20 protein-coding genes are annotated in these 17321 nt (G+C 63.4%); 9 read left to right on the forward strand and 11 right to left on the reverse strand.

Annotation, left to right across the window (positions count from 1 at the left end; translation table 11 throughout):
- Positions 1-19: 19 nt before the first annotated feature.
- The 9 genes from lolD to FHW69_RS14870 form a co-directional block, all read right to left on the reverse strand.
- Positions 20-727 (reverse strand): lipoprotein-releasing ABC transporter ATP-binding protein LolD, encoded by a 708-nt coding sequence (lolD, locus tag FHW69_RS14830; RefSeq protein ID WP_183423867.1) that lies wholly within the window; start codon positions 725-727, stop codon positions 20-22.
- On the reverse strand, positions 720-1961 hold the full coding sequence (locus FHW69_RS14835; protein WP_183423868.1) for a lipoprotein-releasing ABC transporter permease subunit: 1242 nt from the start codon (positions 1959-1961) through the stop codon (positions 720-722). The genes lolD and FHW69_RS14835 overlap by 8 nt, the downstream gene beginning before the upstream one ends.
- A gap of 189 nt (positions 1962-2150) precedes the next feature.
- Complete coding sequence (locus FHW69_RS14840) at positions 2151-2450, reverse strand: hypothetical protein (protein WP_183423869.1); 300 nt, start codon at positions 2448-2450, stop codon at positions 2151-2153.
- A gap of 85 nt (positions 2451-2535) precedes the next feature.
- Positions 2536-2784, reverse strand: coding sequence for a succinate dehydrogenase assembly factor 2 (locus tag FHW69_RS14845; protein WP_183423870.1), 249 nt, complete (start codon positions 2782-2784; stop codon positions 2536-2538).
- A gap of 68 nt (positions 2785-2852) precedes the next feature.
- A complete protein-coding gene (locus FHW69_RS14850) occupies positions 2853-3638 on the reverse strand; it encodes a succinate dehydrogenase iron-sulfur subunit (RefSeq protein WP_183423871.1) in 786 nt (261 codons plus the stop codon).
- Between the two features lie 22 nt (positions 3639-3660).
- Positions 3661-5448, reverse strand: a complete 1788-nt coding sequence (gene sdhA, locus FHW69_RS14855) for a succinate dehydrogenase flavoprotein subunit (protein ID WP_183423872.1) — start codon at positions 5446-5448, stop codon at positions 3661-3663.
- A gap of 3 nt (positions 5449-5451) precedes the next feature.
- Complete coding sequence (gene sdhD, locus FHW69_RS14860) at positions 5452-5838, reverse strand: succinate dehydrogenase, hydrophobic membrane anchor protein (RefSeq protein ID WP_183423873.1); 387 nt, start codon at positions 5836-5838, stop codon at positions 5452-5454.
- Positions 5835-6227: a succinate dehydrogenase, cytochrome b556 subunit gene (sdhC, locus tag FHW69_RS14865; protein ID WP_183423874.1), complete on the reverse strand. Its 393-nt coding sequence runs from the start codon at positions 6225-6227 to the stop codon at positions 5835-5837. The genes sdhD and sdhC overlap by 4 nt, the downstream gene beginning before the upstream one ends.
- 80 nt (positions 6228-6307) lie before the next feature.
- Positions 6308-6475, reverse strand: a complete 168-nt coding sequence (locus tag FHW69_RS14870; protein ID WP_183423875.1) for a DUF1674 domain-containing protein — start codon at positions 6473-6475, stop codon at positions 6308-6310.
- 125 nt (positions 6476-6600) lie between these two features.
- Here FHW69_RS14870 and FHW69_RS14875 point away from each other — a divergent pair, with 125 nt between their 5' ends.
- Both FHW69_RS14875 and FHW69_RS14880 read left to right on the forward strand, forming a co-directional pair.
- Complete coding sequence (locus tag FHW69_RS14875) at positions 6601-7389, forward strand: folate-binding protein YgfZ (RefSeq protein ID WP_183423876.1); 789 nt, start codon at positions 6601-6603, stop codon at positions 7387-7389.
- Positions 7390-7854: 465 nt separating this feature from the next.
- Positions 7855-8289 (forward strand): cell wall hydrolase, encoded by a 435-nt coding sequence (locus FHW69_RS14880; RefSeq protein ID WP_255494828.1) that lies wholly within the window; start codon positions 7855-7857, stop codon positions 8287-8289.
- A gap of 90 nt (positions 8290-8379) precedes the next feature.
- Here FHW69_RS14880 and FHW69_RS14885 read toward each other — a convergent pair whose 3' ends face one another.
- On the reverse strand, positions 8380-8853 hold the full coding sequence (locus FHW69_RS14885) for a glycine zipper 2TM domain-containing protein (RefSeq protein WP_183423877.1): 474 nt from the start codon (positions 8851-8853) through the stop codon (positions 8380-8382).
- Positions 8854-8887: 34 nt separating this feature from the next.
- Complete coding sequence (locus FHW69_RS14890; protein WP_183423878.1) at positions 8888-9478, reverse strand: glycine zipper 2TM domain-containing protein; 591 nt, start codon at positions 9476-9478, stop codon at positions 8888-8890.
- A gap of 133 nt (positions 9479-9611) precedes the next feature.
- Between FHW69_RS14890 and FHW69_RS14895 the strand changes: the two genes are divergently transcribed.
- From FHW69_RS14895 to FHW69_RS14925, 7 genes are all read left to right on the forward strand, one after another.
- Positions 9612-10376: a TatD family hydrolase gene (locus tag FHW69_RS14895; protein WP_183423879.1), complete on the forward strand. Its 765-nt coding sequence runs from the start codon at positions 9612-9614 to the stop codon at positions 10374-10376.
- Between the two features lie 75 nt (positions 10377-10451).
- The gene (locus tag FHW69_RS14900; RefSeq protein ID WP_183423880.1) at positions 10452-10976 is read left to right on the forward strand and encodes a MarR family transcriptional regulator; all 525 of its coding nucleotides are present in this window, start codon (positions 10452-10454) and stop codon (positions 10974-10976) included.
- The gene (locus FHW69_RS14905) at positions 10973-12436 is read left to right on the forward strand and encodes an efflux transporter outer membrane subunit (RefSeq protein ID WP_183423881.1); all 1464 of its coding nucleotides are present in this window, start codon (positions 10973-10975) and stop codon (positions 12434-12436) included. Before FHW69_RS14900 ends, FHW69_RS14905 begins: the two co-directional genes overlap by 4 nt.
- Complete coding sequence (locus FHW69_RS14910; protein ID WP_183423882.1) at positions 12433-13629, forward strand: efflux RND transporter periplasmic adaptor subunit; 1197 nt, start codon at positions 12433-12435, stop codon at positions 13627-13629. The genes FHW69_RS14905 and FHW69_RS14910 overlap by 4 nt, the downstream gene beginning before the upstream one ends.
- A gap of 6 nt (positions 13630-13635) precedes the next feature.
- Positions 13636-15201, forward strand: a complete 1566-nt coding sequence (locus FHW69_RS14915) for a DHA2 family efflux MFS transporter permease subunit (protein ID WP_183423883.1) — start codon at positions 13636-13638, stop codon at positions 15199-15201.
- A 125-nt stretch (positions 15202-15326) separates the two neighbouring features.
- Positions 15327-15833: a polyhydroxyalkanoate synthesis repressor PhaR gene (phaR, locus tag FHW69_RS14920; protein WP_183423884.1), complete on the forward strand. Its 507-nt coding sequence runs from the start codon at positions 15327-15329 to the stop codon at positions 15831-15833.
- A 97-nt stretch (positions 15834-15930) separates the two neighbouring features.
- Complete coding sequence (locus FHW69_RS14925; RefSeq protein ID WP_183423885.1) at positions 15931-17295, forward strand: NAD(P)/FAD-dependent oxidoreductase; 1365 nt, start codon at positions 15931-15933, stop codon at positions 17293-17295.
- The last annotated feature ends 26 nt before the right edge of the window (positions 17296-17321 follow it).

A 17321-nucleotide genomic window follows, 5' to 3' on the forward strand; every position in this document is an offset into this window, starting at 1 on the left:
TCACGCGCGAGCCGCGCGCTCAGCGCTCGATCAGCTCGCCCGCGTGCAGTTCCAGCGTGCGATCCATGCGGGCCGCCAGGCGCGAGTCGTGAGTGACCAATACGAAGCTCGTGCCGATCTCCCGATTGAGTTCCAGCATCATTTCGTAGACATGCGCCGCGTTGGTTTCGTCCAGATTGCCGGTGGGCTCATCGCCCAGCACGCAGGCCGGCTTGGTGACGAGTGCGCGTGCAACCGCGCAGCGCTGCCGCTCGCCGCCGGACATTTCTGCCGGACGATGACGCAGACGCGAACCCAGACCCACTCGCTCCAGCAACTCGCGCGCCTCGCGCTCGGCCTGCGCAATGGCCGTGCCACGGATCAGCAGCGGCATGCACACGTTTTCAAGCGCAGTGAATTCGGGCAGCAGATGATGGAACTGGTAGATGAAACCGAGCGAGCGATTGCGTACGCGACCGCGTTCGGCATCGGACAGATCGGACAGCACATGGCCGTCCACTTCCACCCTGCCTGCGGTTAGCGTGTCCAGGCCGCCAATGATATGCAGCAGCGTGCTCTTGCCCGAGCCCGACGCTCCCACGATCGACATGGTCTGCCCGCGACGAAGTTCAAAGTTGACGTTCGTGAGCACGTCGGTGCGCAGATCGCCTTCCTGATAGACCTTGGCCACGCCCGTGGCGCGGAGCACAACGTCCCCGGATGCGGGGCTTTGCTGAGTATTATTCATAACGAAGTGCCTGGGCCGGCTGCGTGCGGGACGCGCGCCATGCGGGGTAAAGCGTGGCGAGCAGCGCGAACAGGAAGGTCAGCAGCGTGACCCAGCCCACGTCCGACCACATGAGCTGGCTCGGAATTTCGCTGATGTAGTACACGTCCGGCGCGAGGAAGCTCTTGCCCGTGATGTGTTCAATACCCTTGACGATCACCGGCAGGTTGATCGAAAGCAGCGAACCGGCCAACACACCAAAGGCGATACCAACGACGCCCACCAGAATGCCCTGCACCATGAACATGCCCATGATGCTGCGGGGCGTGGAACCGAGTGTGCGCAGGATGGCGATGTCCGCCTGCTTGTCGGTCACCAGCATCATCAACATGGAAATGAGGTTGATGACCGCCACCAGGATAATCAGCGAGAGGATGATGAACATCACCCGCTTTTCCATTTCGATGGCGCTGAAGAAGTTGGAATGCGTGTCCATCCAGGTTTCGACGCGATACGCCTGACCCAGTTCGTTCACCAGTTCTCGCGCCACCGGGAAGGCGCGGGTCATGTCGTCAAGTTTCAGGCGAATGCCGGTGGGGCCGTCGATGCCGCTCAGACGCTGCGCATCGGGCATCGAAACCAGCGCGAGGCCGGAATCGTATTCCTGCATGCCCAGCTCAAAAATGCCGCTGACGGTGAAACTGCGCAGCTTGGGCACAGCCCCCATCGGGGTGGCCGTGAACTCAGGCACGATGACGGTGACCTTGTCACCCACTTCCACACCGAGGGTCAGGGCCAGCTCACGACCCAGCACGATCTTCCAGCTGCGATCCGTGAGGTCGGTCAGCTTGCCCTGAACCATGTGGGTGTTGATGTCCGACACCTTCGGTTCCAGCGACGGCACGATGCCGCGGATGACCGCGCCACTGGGGCGACGGGCCTGAAGGAATGCCTGGGTTTCCACGTACGGTGCCGCACCCAGCACGTGGCCGGTGCCTTCGGCGACCTTCACGGCGCGCGGCCAGTCCTGCACGGTTTCACCGATGCCCGACACGGTAACGTGCGCGATGGCGCCCAGGATGCGCGTGCGCAGTTCGGAATCGAAACCGTTCATCACCGACATGACCGTGATCAACGCCGTCACGCTGATGGCGATGCAGACGATGGATACGGTGGAGATGAAAGAGATGAACTGATTGCGACGCTTGGCGCGCGTGTAGCGCAGTCCGATGAAAAGCTCTAAAGGTCTGAACATACCTGTCAATTGCAGCCTGGGGAGGGTTCGCGGCCGAAAGGCGCGCACCGCCGCGGCAGAGTGCCCGAAGCGATCAGCCGCGGCAAGCGACCGTGCCCGGGCCCATGCCTGCTGTTCAGCAAGCGCCCAGCGTGGTGCAGTGCGCTCGCGCAAGAAGGCGCCTGCTCAGGGACCACGCCTGCCCGCGATTCAGGCCACCCGCGACGTCCTGAGCCGAATCCGCAGTACGCGCCGGACGTCGTCGCCCGCGTTGTCCCGGTACAACAGCAGATGCTCCCGGCCGCCATCCCAGCGCAGCGTCAGAACAATCAACGCCCCGACCACCCTGCCCGCCTCCAGTTCGCCTGGCCACTCGCGACCGGACACCCGCACCGTCCAGTCCCCCTCGGCCGACCAGGCAAATGCCGAAATACGGGGCGCGCGAAACTGTTGCAGCCGAAAGGCGCACACGACAAAAAGCCCGGCAAGCAGCACGGCTTTGAAAGACATGGGAATGGAAGCGACCCCAACCGAAAACCCGGCCCCAGCGACCGCCCCCACCAGGCATCGGGTCAGATGGCCCGAAACACGGTACTCAGAGGTGATTTCTCGCGCGGATGTCGTCAATGATGGCCTGCCAGTCGTCACGCGGCGGGCGGGCATATGCCATCACCCAATCCCACAAATCGGGATCCTGGGCTTCCAGCAGCTGGTCGAATGCCATCCGCGTGGCTTCATCAGCGTCGGCGTAGCACGTGTCCAGCCATCCTCCAAAGAGGGCGTCGAGCTCACGCGTACCGCGACGGGCGCGCCAGCGCAGGCGTTTCAGGCGGGCATCGTCCATCGGACTCACTCTAAGGTGGCGTGGCAGAAAGCTGGCGAACCGATACGGCTCGCCAGCCCTGCGGATCGTCAGGCCGAACGGCGCTGAACGATGAGTTTCTTGATCTCGGCGATGGCCTTGGCAGGGTTCAGACCCTTCGGGCACGTGCGCGCGCAGTTCATGATGGTGTGGCAGCGATACAGCTTGAACGGATCTTCCAGATCATCCAGGCGCGAGCCGGTGTCTTCGTCACGGCTGTCCACGATCCAGCGATACGCCTGGAGCAGGATGGCCGGGCCGAGATAACGGTCGCCGTTCCACCAGTAGCTGGGGCACGACGTCGAGCAGCAGGCGCACAGGATGCACTCGTAAAGACCATCGAGCTTCTTGCGGTCTTCGGGCGACTGCAGGCGCTCCTTGTCGGCCGGTGCCGGGCTCTGCGTGCGCAGCCAGGGCTTGATCGACGCGAACTGCGCATAGAAATGCGTGAGGTCGGGGACCAGATCCTTGACTACCGGCATGTGCGGCAGCGGATAGATGTTGACCGTGCCGCCGCCGCAGTCGGAAATCGCCTTGGTGCATGCCAGCGTGTTCGTGCCATCAATGTTCATGGCGCACGAACCGCAGATGCCTTCACGGCACGAACGACGCAGCGAAAGCGTCGGATCAATTTCGTTCTTGATCTTCAGCAGGGCGTCCAGAACCATCGGACCACACGAAGCCAGATCGACTTCATAGGTGTCCGTACGCGGGTTCTGGCCGTCGTCGGGGGTCCAGCGATAGACCTTGAAGGTGCGCGACTTTTTCGCGTCCTTCGCCGGAAAATGCTTTCCGGGCTGGATCTGGGAATTTTTGGGTAGCGTGAACTCTGCCACGATTGCCTCTCCAGTACCGGTATCAGTAAACGCGCTTCTTCGGCGGCACAACCTCGACGTCATCCGTCAGGGTATACATGTGCACCGGACGGAAATCGAAGCTGGACTTGCCGGCTTCGTCGACCCAGACGAGCGTGTGCTTCTGCCACTCGTGGTCGTCGCGATCGGGGAAATCTTCACGGGCGTGCGCACCGCGGCTTTCGGGACGCTGCTCTGCCGAGTGCATGGTAGCCACGGCCTGGGCAAGCAGGTTGGAAAGCTCCAGGGTTTCGATCAGGTCGGAATTCCAGACCAGCGAGCGATCGCTGACCTTCACATCCTTGAACTGGTCGTAGACCTCGGAAATCTTGGTCACGCCTTCCTTCAGCGTCTCGCCCGTGCGGAACACGGCAGCATCGGACTGCATGGTCTTCTGCATGGAAGCGCGAATCTGGGCGGTGGGCGTGCCACCGTCGGCGTAGCGGATGGCGTCGAAACGGGCCAGCGCCTTGTCCAGCGCGGTGGGGGCCAGATCCTTGTGCGGCGTGCCCGGCTTGATGAGCTCGGCGCAACGATGCGACACGGCGCGACCGAACACCACCAGATCGAGCAGCGAGTTCGAGCCCAGGCGGTTGGCGCCATGGACCGACACGCATGCCGCTTCACCGATGGCGAACAGGCCCGGCACGATCGAATCGGGGTTGTCGTCACGCTTGGTGACCACTTCGCCGTGATAGTTGGTCGGGATGCCGCCCATGTTGTAGTGAACGGTCGGCAGAACCGGGATCGGCTCCTTCGTGACGTCCACGCCAGCGAAGATGCGGGCCGACTCGGCAATACCCGGCAGGCGCTCGTGAATGACTTCCGCGCCCAGGTGCATCAGGTTGAGGTGGATGTGGTCCTTGTTCGGACCCACGCCACGACCTTCGCGGATTTCGATCGTCATGGCGCGGCTGACCACGTCACGCGATGCCAGATCCTTGGCGTTGGGCGCATAGCGCTCCATGAAGCGCTCGCCTTCGGAGTTGGTCAGGTAACCGCCTTCGCCACGCACACCCTCGGTGATCAGGCAGCCTGCGCCGTAGATGCCGGTGGGGTGGAACTGCACGAACTCCATGTCCTGCAGCGGGAGGCCCGCACGCAGCACCATGCCGCCGCCATCACCCGTGCAGGTGTGCGCGGACGTGGCGCTGAAGTACGCGCGGCCGTAACCGCCGGTGGCCATCACCACAGCATGGCCGCGGAACACGTGCAGCGTGCCTTCGTTCATGTCCAGGGCGAGCACGCCGCGGCAAACACCGTCTTCGTCAAAGATCAGGTCGATGGCGAAGTATTCGATGAAGAACGTGGCGTCGTGCGCCAGCGCCTGCTGATACAGCGTGTGCAGAATGGCGTGGCCGGTACGGTCGGCGGCGGCGCAAGTGCGCTGCGCGGTGCCCTTGCCGTAATGGGTGGTCATGCCGCCAAACGGGCGCTGGTAGATCTTGCCGTCTTCCGTACGGGAGAACGGCACGCCGTAGTGCTCAAGTTCCACGATGGCCGGAATGGCTTCGCGGCACATGTACTCGATGGCGTCCTGGTCACCGAGCCAGTCGGAGCCCTTGATCGTGTCGTAGAAGTGGAAGCGCCAGTCGTCTTCACCCATGTTGCCCAGCGCAGCAGAGATGCCGCCCTGTGCCGCGACCGTATGCGAACGGGTCGGGAACACCTTGGTGATGCACGCGGCCTTCAGGCCCTTCTCGGCCAGGCCGAACGTCGCGCGAAGACCCGCGCCGCCCGCGCCGACCACGATCACGTCGTACTTGTGTTGTTGAACCTTGTAGGCTTCCATCAATCAGCTTCCCAGCGCAACGCGCAGCACAGCCAGCACGCCCGCAAGCGTGCCGAGTACGGCGATGAACTTGATGAGCACCAGCGAGAGAACCTCAAGCCAGCGGGTGTGGACATAGTCTTCAATCACGACCTGCAGGCCGAGCACGGCATGCCAGAACATCGTGACGATCAGGGCAACCAGCAGCACCGCATTCCACGGCTTCGCAACAACGGCGCGCGCCGTGGCGTAGTCCGAATGGATGAGGCCGAGCACGGTCACCAGGAAATACAGCGTCAGGAACACAAGCCCGAAGGCCGTGACACGCTGGTTCCACCAGTGGCCAACGCCCTCCTTTGCCGAACCGAGGCCGCGGGCCCGGGCGAGCGGATTGCGCAGATCCTTGCTCATGCTGCACCTCCGACAAGCACATAAGCCCACACCAGCACCGTCAGCACGAGGCTGAGGCCGATCGACATCCAGCTCGAACGCACGAACTGGTGGATCGCATAACCCGCACCGCCGTCCTGCACGAGGTGACGGATGCCGTTGCAAAGGTGGAAGAAGAAAGCCCAGGTCCAGCCGATCAGGACGATCAGGCCAATCACGCTGCCGGCGCATGCACGGAAGCTGTCGAATGCGTCCTGGCCAGAAGCCAGGGCAATCAGACCCCAGAGAATCAGCAAACTGCCAGCGGCGAGTGCGATACCCGTGGCGCGATGCAGGATGGAGGTCACCATCTGCACTTGCCACTTATAGACCTGAAGATGCGGAGAGAGTGGTCGTCCCGTTTGTGCCATGGCGGCTATCCTGATTGGAATCGCTTGACGCCCTAAACCTCTTCCCTTCCTGCACGATCGCCGCCCACGGGCAGCGGTCATCAGAAATCGATGCAGCGCCCGTTCTTTTCCCAATCGCCATAACGCGTTGGGTCCAGAGGTGCCCGCTCGACCTGCTGCTTGTCGTCCTTCGGGACAACAGGCACCACAACTTGCTCCGCCGAAGCGGGGCCGTGCTGACCATCAGGTTGGGAGGTGGTATCGGACATGGTTTTTAATAACAAAGCCTGAGAAGCGTAATACCTCACTAACGCGAGTACAACCTTCACATGTGTTGGATTATCGCCCAACAGTCCTCATATCTTACGCCTTCTTCTCACAAAGCGGCTTGTACATGCCTGATCGCGCAGCCCAGATCCTGACCCTCGATGGCCCCGATGCCCTCGCCTTCGCCCATGCCCAGCTGAGCTCGGACGTGCGCAGCCTGGCCGAGGGCCAGTGGCAATGGAGTGGCTGGCTCGATGCGCAGGGCCGTGTCAAGGTCCTGGCCATGGTGGCGCGCACCGGCCCGCAGACCCTGACCCTGCTCCTGCGGGGTGGCAAGGCCGCCGATTTTGCCGATGGCCTGAAGCGATTCTTATTTCGCTCCAAGGTCACCCTCCGCGCAAACGACCGCCATGTCATCGCTGACGCGCCCGCGCTGTCCGCGAACACGGTGATCGCAGATGACGAAAATATCGTGTTCGGCTTTGGTGATTACGCCATACGCATTGGCAGTGAGCATGCGAAAGACACGCACGCATGGCATGCACACGACATTGCGCACGGACATCCGTGGCTTGCTGATGAAGCACTCGATACGTTGCTTGCACCCGCGTTGTCGATGGAGCGTTTGCACGCCGTTGCATTCGATAAAGGTTGCTATCCGGGGCAGGAGATCGTTGCGCGACTGCATTACCGCGGCGGTCACAAGCGTCATCTGCATCGCGTCGAATCGTCGCAGGCACTACATGCAGGCAGCACGATAAACATCTCAAATCGCGGTGTCGGCATTGTGCTTTCATGCGTGCACATCGATGGTGTCACGCAGGCTCTTGCGGTACTGGATGATGCGCTTACAACCAATGGCCGACTTGAATTCGATGGTGGCCAGTTGCATATACTTGAGACGTTCGCTGCGTGAACTTCGCGTCAACAATTTGCCAGGCGCTGTTCCGTGCGATGCATGAGCCTTACCTGAATCGTGCTGCACGTGCACTTGCACAATCGTCGTTACGCCACTAGGCTCCGCCGATCATTTTGTGTGGTTGTTTCTGGAACAACCCCATCACGCGACGATCCGTCGTTGAAGACGGTTCTGGCGCGGCCCGCCCCAAAAGGGCGGAGGAAAGGAAGCGCATCACCTGATGCGCCAGTAGCTGCCGGAGCCGCCGCAAAGCGTTGCCGCTCCCCATGCAGCACATCTTCGACCGGCCTCGGACAGCCGGTCATTGAAGCCACATAGTTGTGGCGCCCGCAGGCCCATGTACCGGGCCACGCGGTCAATCCAGGTGGTAACGGCCTGCCCGCCCGTCCACCGCTCATACGCACCATGGCTTAAATAAAAAGTCAGCCTGTGGCGGAAAAGCTCGTTGGAGGCAGAAACACGATGAAACTTTCCATGCTGCTTTGGATGGCGTCCGTCCTCCCAAGCAACCTCGCTGACCAGACGTGCCTGGCAACGACGGTTTACCTTGAAGCACGAAGTGAGCCGACCATCGGGCAGTATGCGGTGGCGGAAGTCGCCCTTCGCCGACGTGATCGTGGCGCATGGGGCAGCAACGTATGCGAAGTGGTTTCCTCTCCGCGACAGTTCGCGATCACCACCACACCGCAAAGTTTTGAGGTTACCGATCTTGCTGCATGGACGAAGGCGTGGAAGATCGCCGGCGACTCCATCAACAACTGGAGCCTCCCGAAGAGTGAACGCCTGGTCTATGTTCCGCAGGCAGATCACTTCGCCACCGTTGCCGTATCGCCTGCATGGTCGGCGCGACGCCCGGTACGCACCATCGGCGATCATGCCTTCTACGCCGTGAACTGAAATCACGGAAGTCAAGGCAAAAAAAGGCCCTCGAAAGAGGGCCTTTTTTATTTCTCACGATTTCATATGGACGTCTATGCGTCCATAAGATTAACGCCGGTAGACGTGATCGCCACGAATCTCGACATAATCGCCGCGACGCAACTGCGGATCTTCCCGCTGCGTCACCGTAGCCCACTGACCATTGTCCAGACGAATGCGCACCTGGAACGCGACATCCTCGCCATTGTTCTTGCTGATCTGGTTTCCGATGGCACCACCACCCACTGCACCCACCACGGTGGCAGCTGTGCGACCGTCGCCGCGTCCAATCTGATTACCCAGCACGCCGCCGATCACGGCGCCAAGAATGGTGCCGGCGGCAGAACCGGACTGCTTCTGCACGTAGATCTGCTGGATATCGTCAACCACTCCGCATTGCTGGCAACCGCGGGTGGCGTGCGAATAACCGCTGCCACCATTACCGTAATACGCCGGTCGCGACGGCTGCGTTTCGCAGCCGGCGAGCGTCAGCGTGGCAGCCGTAACCGCAACAAGCATGGCCTTGCTCAGGAACGTTTGCATGACACTACCTCGCTAAAAAAGTGGATGCTGCGAATCAGTGACGAGCGTCGGAAACCGCGATGACGCCTTCCTGTATTTCAACGCGATCGCCCGGGTCGTGATCCATGCGAACCGTGCGTGTAACGCCGTTGTATTCGTACTTCACGTCATAAGCCACCACGCGCTGATCGCTGCTACCCTGCACAGTGGTGCAGCGTCGACGCGTGCTGGATACGGTATTGGTTTCCTGACGACGCTCCTGGATTTCATGGCCGGCATAACCACCGCCCACGGCACCTGCCACGGTCGCCAGCGTGCGGCCCTTGCCGCCACCGATCTGGTTGCCCAGAAGGCCACCCGCTACAGCACCAATCGCCGTACCTGCGATCTGATGCTGATCCTTTACAGGTGCGCGAGTGGTGACGACTTCATCGTGGCACTCCTGGCGCGGCGCACTGGCTGCCTCGCGCACCGGGTCAACGGATACAACACGGCCGTACTTCGGGCCCGCCGCCTGGGCGCTGGTGCCGCCCATCGAACCACCCACGCCTGCATCAGCGTTTGCATCGCGATTGCAGGCCGACAGGCCAAGCACCATGGCGGCGCCAAGGCTCACGTTCAGCACGGAAATCATCAACCTGCTCATACCCTTAAACTCCTGATGGCAACTTCGATGGCGCGATGGCCCCATCTCCCGGAAGTCGCATTGACTGCATTTGACAGTCAATAAACTGAACAACGCCTTAGACTGGCGTGACCATCCCGCTTTTGAGACCTCGATGCGTGACCTGATCGACACCCATGCACACCTGGACGATGCCAGCTTTGATGCCGATCGCGAGGCCATGTTCGAGCGGGCGCGCGAGGCCGGAATCAGTGCCCAGGTGGTGCCGGGCGTGGATCGCGCCTCATGGAGTCGCATCGACAGCTTGAGGGAAAATCATGCCGGCGTTCACGCGGCGTATGGGCTTCATCCACTTTTTCTCGACAACCATCGCGACACCCATCTGGATGATCTTCCTCGCTGGCTGGGCGACCGGCACGCCGTCGCGGTGGGTGAGATCGGCCTGGATTTCTATATCGAAGGCCTCGACGCAGACCGGCAGCGCCGCTTTTTCCATGAGCAGCTGGATATGGCAGAGGACACCGGCCTTCCCGTCATTCTCCACGCGCGTCGCGCCGTGGAAGAAGTCACCCAGGCCGTGAAGAAGCGCGCCGGCTTGCGTGGCGTGGTGCATAGCTTCTCCGGCAGCCAGGAGCAGGCCAACAACCTGTGGAAGCTGGGCTTCCATCTGGGCATCGGTGGCCCGGTGACTTACGAGCGCGCGCACCGCCTGCGGGATATCGTCGCACGCATGCCGATTGAGTTTCTGCTTCTGGAAACCGATGCCCCCGATCAGCCCTGCGCTCATCGCCGCGGCCAGCGCAACGAGCCTGCTTTCATGCTGGACGTACTGGAGGCTGTGGCGACGCTCCGCGGTGAATCGCCGGACGAGGTGGCGGCCGCCACCAGCGCCAATGCCCGCCGGCTTTTCGGCATCTGAACACACGAATTACTTGCGCCTCCAGAAGGACGCTTGCTAGGCTAATAGTTCACCAGCGAACTATTAGCCACTGAAATGCCACACGCCACTTCCTGTGTTGATGCGCTCTATGAGGGGGTGGATCGCGTCAGCGAGTTCATTCCCGAACTGCCTCGCAGCGAGGTAGCACTCGCACGCCTTCTCCTTCTGGTCGGTGGCGCCGTGCTGCGTGATCTGGAAGAACGGCTGAAGCCGCATGGCATGAATGACAGTGACTTCCGTACGCTGATGATGCTGTTTGCCAGCGAAGACGGCAGCGCCACGCCCAGTGCCCTGTGTGCGCTGGCCGAGCAGAGCGCGACCAACATGACGCGTATCGCCAACGCGCTGGTAAAGCGCGAACTCATCACTCGCGCGCATGCCGTGGAAGACCGCCGCCAGGTGGTGCTGCGCATCACGCCAAACGGGCGCCGGTTCGTCAAAAAACTGCTTCCTCCCCTTCTCCCCCCGGTAGTCGACGCTTTTTCGTGTTTCACCGCCAACGAGCGGAAGACACTCGAAGCGCTTCTGAAAAAGCTGGCCCTGCATATCGAGCAGAAGCATATGGACGAGCGTTCATGACACGATCCTTCCTTACCCGCACCGTGTTGACTGCGTCGCTTGCCGTGGCACTGGCGGCTTGCAGTATTCCCACCCGGGTCACCCCACCCGCACTGCGCGATGAGGCGCCGCTGGCCGGTCTGGAAACAAGTACCCGCCCGGGCTGGCCCGAAACCAGCTGGTGGCGCGCGTATCACGACGATCAGCTGGATGGCCTGATGGACCGGGCCATGCAGAACTCCCCGGATCTGGCCCAGGCCAAGACCCGCGTGGACAGCGCCCAGCAGAACATCCGCGTCGCTGCTGCACAGACCGGTCTGCGCGTGGATGGCAGCGCGCAGGTCGCGCGCCAGCGCATGAGCGAGAACGGCATCATTCCGAGCAAGTTCCTCGGTTTCACCTGGTACAACCAGGCTGATCTCGGCATCCAGCTTCAGTACGACTTCGACTGGTGGGGCAAGAAGCGCAACGCCATTGGCGCGGCCATTGATCAGGCCCGTGCCGCACAAGCCCAGCGCAGCGCTGCCGCGTTGTCCATTCAGAGCTCGGTAGCCGACATGTACTTCAGCTGGCTGGCCGACGAAGCACGCGCCAGCCTCGCTGAGGATCTGGTCGCCGCGCGCGGCCGTGTCCTGCGGATTGCGCAGTTGCGGGTTCGCCAGGGCGTGGACGTGCCCGACACCGTGACCCAGGCTGAGGCCGAACTGGCCGGTGCGCGTCAGCAACAGGTAGCACTGAAGGGCTCGGCGAATATCCGCCGCGCTGCCCTGGCCACGCTGGTGGGCGTGACGCCCGCCGATCTGGCGCAGCTCAAGCCCCGGCCCTTGCCCGAGGTGGCCCCCGGCCTGCCCTCCAACGTGGGCGCGGACCTGCTTGCCCGGCGCCCGGACATCGCCGCCAGCCGCTGGCAGGTCGAAGCTGCGGTGAAGCAGACCGATGTGGCCCGTGCGCAATTCTTCCCGGACGTGAGCCTCACCGCGATGGCTGGCCTGTCCAGCATCGACATGGACAAGGTCTTCAGCGCCAGCAGCCGGACGTTCGGCCTGACGCCCGCGATCCATCTGCCGATCTTTGAAGGGGGCGCGCTCGAGGCCAACTACGGCGTGAGTCGCAGCCAGCTGGACGCCGCCATCGCTCAGTACAACTCCACGGTGGCCACGGCTGCCCGTGACGTCGCCACCCAGGCGCTGAGCGCCGAGCAGCTTGCCGGCCGCCGCCAGCAGCAGGCCACGCAGGTCGCTTCCATGCAGACCCTGGTCGCCACGGCGAAGGCACGCGCCGCCCAGGGCGTGCGCGACGACCGCGAGCAGCTGGCCACGCAGGCGCAGCTGCTCGGCCAGCGCGATGCCGACATCGACCTTCACGCACAGGCGCTGTCCACGGACGTGCGCCTGATTCAGGCACTCGGCGGCGGTTACCGCCGCGAAGCCGAACCCCTTTCCTCTTCCACGCACAGCACGAACGGAGCCCCCACCCCATGAGCGCCATCGCTTCCGACAAGCCGCTGGACAACGACAGCGGCAATGCCCCGAAGGACGCGGGCAAGCGCCGGCGCGCACTGCTGATCGCGCTGCTGGTGTTCATCGTGGCCGGCCTGGCGTGGTTTCTGCTGTGGCTGCTGGTGTTTTCCAAGCGGGAAAAGACCGATGACGCCTACGTGGGCGGCAACCAGGTAGGTATTTCTGCCCAGGTACCGGGCATTGTCACCGGCGTGTTCGCCGATGACACCCAGTTGGTGAAAGCCGGCCAGATTCTCGTCAAGCTTGACGCCACCGACGCCGACGTGAACCTGCGCAAGGCCAGCAGCGGTCTCGCCCAGGCCGTGCGCCAGGTGCGCCAGCAGACCCAGTCGGCTGCCAGCGCGGATGCCGCTGTGGCGGCGCGCCAGCTCGACCTCAAGCGCGCGGAGCAGGACCTGAAGCGCCGCATTCCCCTGCTGGCCGAGAAGGCCGTGGCACCGGAAGAAGTGCAGCACGCACGCGACGCCGTGGACAGCGCCCGTTCGGCGCTGGACGCTGCCCAGCGTCAGGCAGACGCCGCCAGTGCCTTGGTTGACGGCAGCGAAGTAGCCAACAACCCCGCCGTGGAACAGGCCCGCGCCACGTTCCGCCAGGCCTGGGTCAACGCCCAGCGCAACAGCATCGTCGCGCCGGTGGACGGCTACGTTGCCCAGCGCAGCGTGCAGGTGGGCAACAGTGTGCAGCCCGGCCAGCAGCTGATGACCGTGGTGCCGCTGCATAACCTCTGGGTCGATGCCAACTTCAAGGAAAGCCAGCTGCGTCACGTGCGCATTGGCCAGCCCGCCCGCGTGGAAGCCGACATCTACGGCGGCAGCGTGGAATTCCACGGCCACGTCGTGGGCCTGGGTGCCGGCACCGGCAGCGCGTTCTCCCTGCTGCCGGCGCAGAATGCGACGGGCAACTGGATCAAGGTGGTACAGCGTGTTCCGGTGCGCATTGCCATCGACAACGCCGACCTGGACAAACACCCATTGCGTGTCGGCCTGTCGACCACGGTCACCGTCAACATCACCGACAGCAATGGCGACGTGCTGGCCCGCACGGCCAGCGATCAGGCCGTCGCGCAGACCACGGTGTACGACGACATCGCCGCACGCGCCGATGCTGCCGCCGACGAGATCGTGAAAAACAACCTCGGTGCAGCGAAGCTCTGACGCCCCATGGCCGCCGAACCGACTCTTGCTGCCGACAGCCCGGCGCCGCTGAAACCGCTCAGCGGCCTGCCCCTTGTCCTGCTGACCATCGCCGTCGCGTTCTCCACGTTCATGGAGATTCTCGACATGACCATCGTGAACGTGGCGGTCCCGCACATTGCGGGCAGCCTGGGCGTCAGTTCCAGCGAAGGCACCTGGGCCATCAGCTCCTATGCGCTGGCCAGCGCCATCATGCAGCCGCTGACTGGCTGGCTGGCCAAGCGGTTTGGTGAAGTCAAAACCTTCTGCTTCTCCGTGGGCCTGTTCGTGGCCTTCTCGATGCTGTGCGGCCTGGCCACCAGCATGCCGATGCTGGTGATCTTCCGCCTGTTGCAGGGTGCCGGTTCCGGGCCGATGGTGGCGCTGTCGCTGACGCTGCTGCTGTCCAGTTATCCGAAGACCAAGCAAGGCATTGCGCTGGCGATGTGGGCCATGACCGTCGTGGTCGCGCCGATCTTCGGCCCCATCCTGGGTGGCGTGCTGACGGACAATTTCTCCTGGCCGTGGATTTTCTACATCAACGTGCCGGTGGGTGCGCTCGCGGGCATCATCACCTGGAGCATCCTGCGCCATCGGGAAACCAAGACCGTGCGCGCGCCCATCGACGTGGTGGGCCTGGGCCTGCTGATCGTCGGCGTGGGCTGCCTGCAGTTCATGCTGGACAACGGCAACGACCACGACTGGTTCGCCTCGCCGATGATCCTCACGCTGGGCCTGATCGCACTGGTGGCACTGGTGTTCCTGGTCATCTGGGAGCTCACCGCCAGGCATCCGGTCGTGGACCTGTCGCTGTTCAGCCGACGCAATTTCACGGTGGGCGTGACCGCGCTGTCGCTGGGCATGCTGGCCTTCTTCGGCATCAGCGTCGTGTTCCCGCTATGGCTGCAGACCACACTGGGCTACACCGCCACGTGGGCAGGTCTTGCCACCGCGCCGGTCGGCATTCTGGCCTTCGTGGTCTCACCCATCATCGGCAAGAACATCCAGCGGCTGGAACTGCGCGCCGTGGTGACCTTCGCCTTCATGGTGTTTGCGCTCACGGCTTACTGGTTTTCCACGTTCAACAGCCAGGCCTCGTTCGCCACGCTGGTGCTGCCGCGCTTCGTGATGGGTATCGCCATCGCCTGCTTCTTCATTCCGCTGAACCAGATTTTTCTGTCGGGCCTGCGGCCGGATCAGATCGCGGGGGCGTCGGGCCTGTCCAACTTCTGCCGCACGCTGGCCTCCAGCGTATCCACCGCCCTGACCGTCACGCTCTGGCAACACCGCACCGAATATCACCACGCGGTGCTCACGGAGCACGTCTCACCCGCCGTGCCGGCGACCGCCCAGTTCGTCCAGCAGCTTCAGGGCATGGGCATCCCGGGCAAGCCGGGTCTGGCGGTGGTGGATCAGCTGGTGACCCGTGAAGCGGCCACCCTCGCCGTCAACGACGTCTTCTTCGGGTGCGCGGTGCTGTTCCTGGCGCTGATTCCCATCCTCTGGTTTGCCCGGCCGCCGTTTGGCAATGCCGGAGGCGCGGCGGCCCACTAGGCCGCCGCCACCCCGGACGGGGCGCCATTTGGATCGGTTGAAGGAGTGGTTACAGTTTTCCCGAAATAAATCCCGTGCCTTAGGACAACTGGTGCGGCGCAATACCTCGTGGTAGTTTCTGCCGCATGGCACAAACCCTTCGCATCATTAAGAAGTATCCGAACCGTCGTCTGTACGACACGGAGATCTCCAGCTATATCACGCTGGAAGAGGTCCGCCAGCTCGTGCTCGACGGAGAAACGTTTGAGGTCCGCGACGCCAAATCGGGCGAGGATCTCACCCGATCCGTGCTGTTGCAGATCATCGCCGAGCACGAGGAGCACGGGCAGCCCATGCTGTCGCCCCAGCTCCTGTCCCACATCATCCGCTTCTACGGCGACTCGCTGCAGGGCTTCATGGGACCGTATCTGGAGCGCAGCCTGCAGGTCTTCCTCGACCAGCAGCAGCAGTTCCGCAACCAGCTCAACAGCCTGATGGGCCAGACCCCGTGGTCGATGCTCAACGAGATGACTGAGCGCAACCTCGATGTGTGGAAGTCGATGCAGCGGGGCTTCCTCGATGCCGCGACCCAGAAGCCGGAGCCGCCCACCGCTCCGCGCACGCCTCCGCGCGGCGGCAAGAAGTCGGGCTGACCCCGAGCACGCCGGGCAGGTTTTACCCTCCCGGCGCTGCGACGCACGACGCGTTGCCCTGCAATAATCCCCGTCTTCCTCACATCGGCGCCGGCCCATGGCTCGCAAAGACATCACCGTGATTGGCGCGGGCCTCGTCGGCTCGCTGATCGCCACCCTGCTTTCCCAGCGCGGCTTCCGCGTCACGGTCTTTGAAAAGCGCAGCGATCCCAGGCGCGCCGGCTTCCTGGGCGGTCGCTCGATCAATCTGGCCCTGGCCGAACGCGGCCTCAACGCACTGCGCGCAACGGGTCTGGCCGACGATGTGCTGGCTCAGGCCGTGATGATGCGCGGACGCATGGTGCACGACCGTGACGCGGGCACCAGCAGCCTGCACCGCTACGGCGTGGACGACAGCGAAGTCATCTGGTCCGTGTCGCGAGGCGGCCTCAACACGCTGATGCTCGACGCGGCCGAAGCCGCTGGCGCCACCATCCACTTCGATCAGGGCCTTGCCTCGGCGGATTTCGCTGCCGGCACCGCCACGCTCTGCGACAGCGCAGGTGTGCTGCGCCAGGTGGAAGCCGCCACGCTCGTGGGCGCCGATGGCGCAGGCTCTGCGCTGCGCGCCGCGATGCATGCGCACACGCCGCTCGGCGAGCGCATCGAAGAACTGGGACACGGCTACAAGGAACTGGAAATCCCGCCCGGCCCGGCGTCCCAGCCCTTCGCCATCGAACCGAACGCGCTGCACATCTGGCCGCGCGGTGGCTATATGTGCATTGCGCTGCCCAATCGCGAGGGCAGCTTCACGGTCACGCTGTTTCTACCCAACACCGGCCCCCATCCCAGCTTCGCCACGTTGCCGGATGCGCACGGTGCCGAAGCGCTGTTCCGCGACGAATTTCCCGACGCGCTAAAGCTCATGCCGGATTTCAACGCGGACTGGTCGGCGCACCCGGTGGGCACGCTGGCCACGCTGTATCTGGATCGCTGGCACATCGGAGGCAACGCGCTGCTGATCGGCGATGCGGCCCACGCCATCGTGCCGTTCCATGGCCAGGGCATGAACTGTGGTTTCGAGGATGCGGCTGAACTGGCTCCGCTACTTGAGGCCGAACCCGACGACATTGCCGGTGTGTTCGCCGAATTCCAGCGTCGCCGCAAGCCCAATGCCGATGCCATCGCCGCGATGGCGCTGGAAAATTACATCGAGATGCGCGATTCCGTCGCCGATCCGCATTATCTGCGCAAGCGCGAACTGGGCAGCCTGCTGGCCGAGCGCGCGCCAGCGCATTACATGCCGCGCTATCGCATGGTCACCTTCACCCATCTGCCATATCACTACGCGCTGGAACGCGGCCGCGCGCAGGACACGCTGATTGAACAGCTGCTCAAAGGCCACACCGATGTGTCGGGCGTGAACCTCGACGACGCGGTTGCCACCCTCAAGGCCACCCTTCCGCCGCTGCCCGCGCGCTGACGCGAGCTGCCGCCTCATGGACAAGC

The organism is Luteibacter sp. Sphag1AF (assembly GCF_014192715.1).
Lineage (GTDB): Bacteria > Pseudomonadota > Gammaproteobacteria > Xanthomonadales > Rhodanobacteraceae > Luteibacter.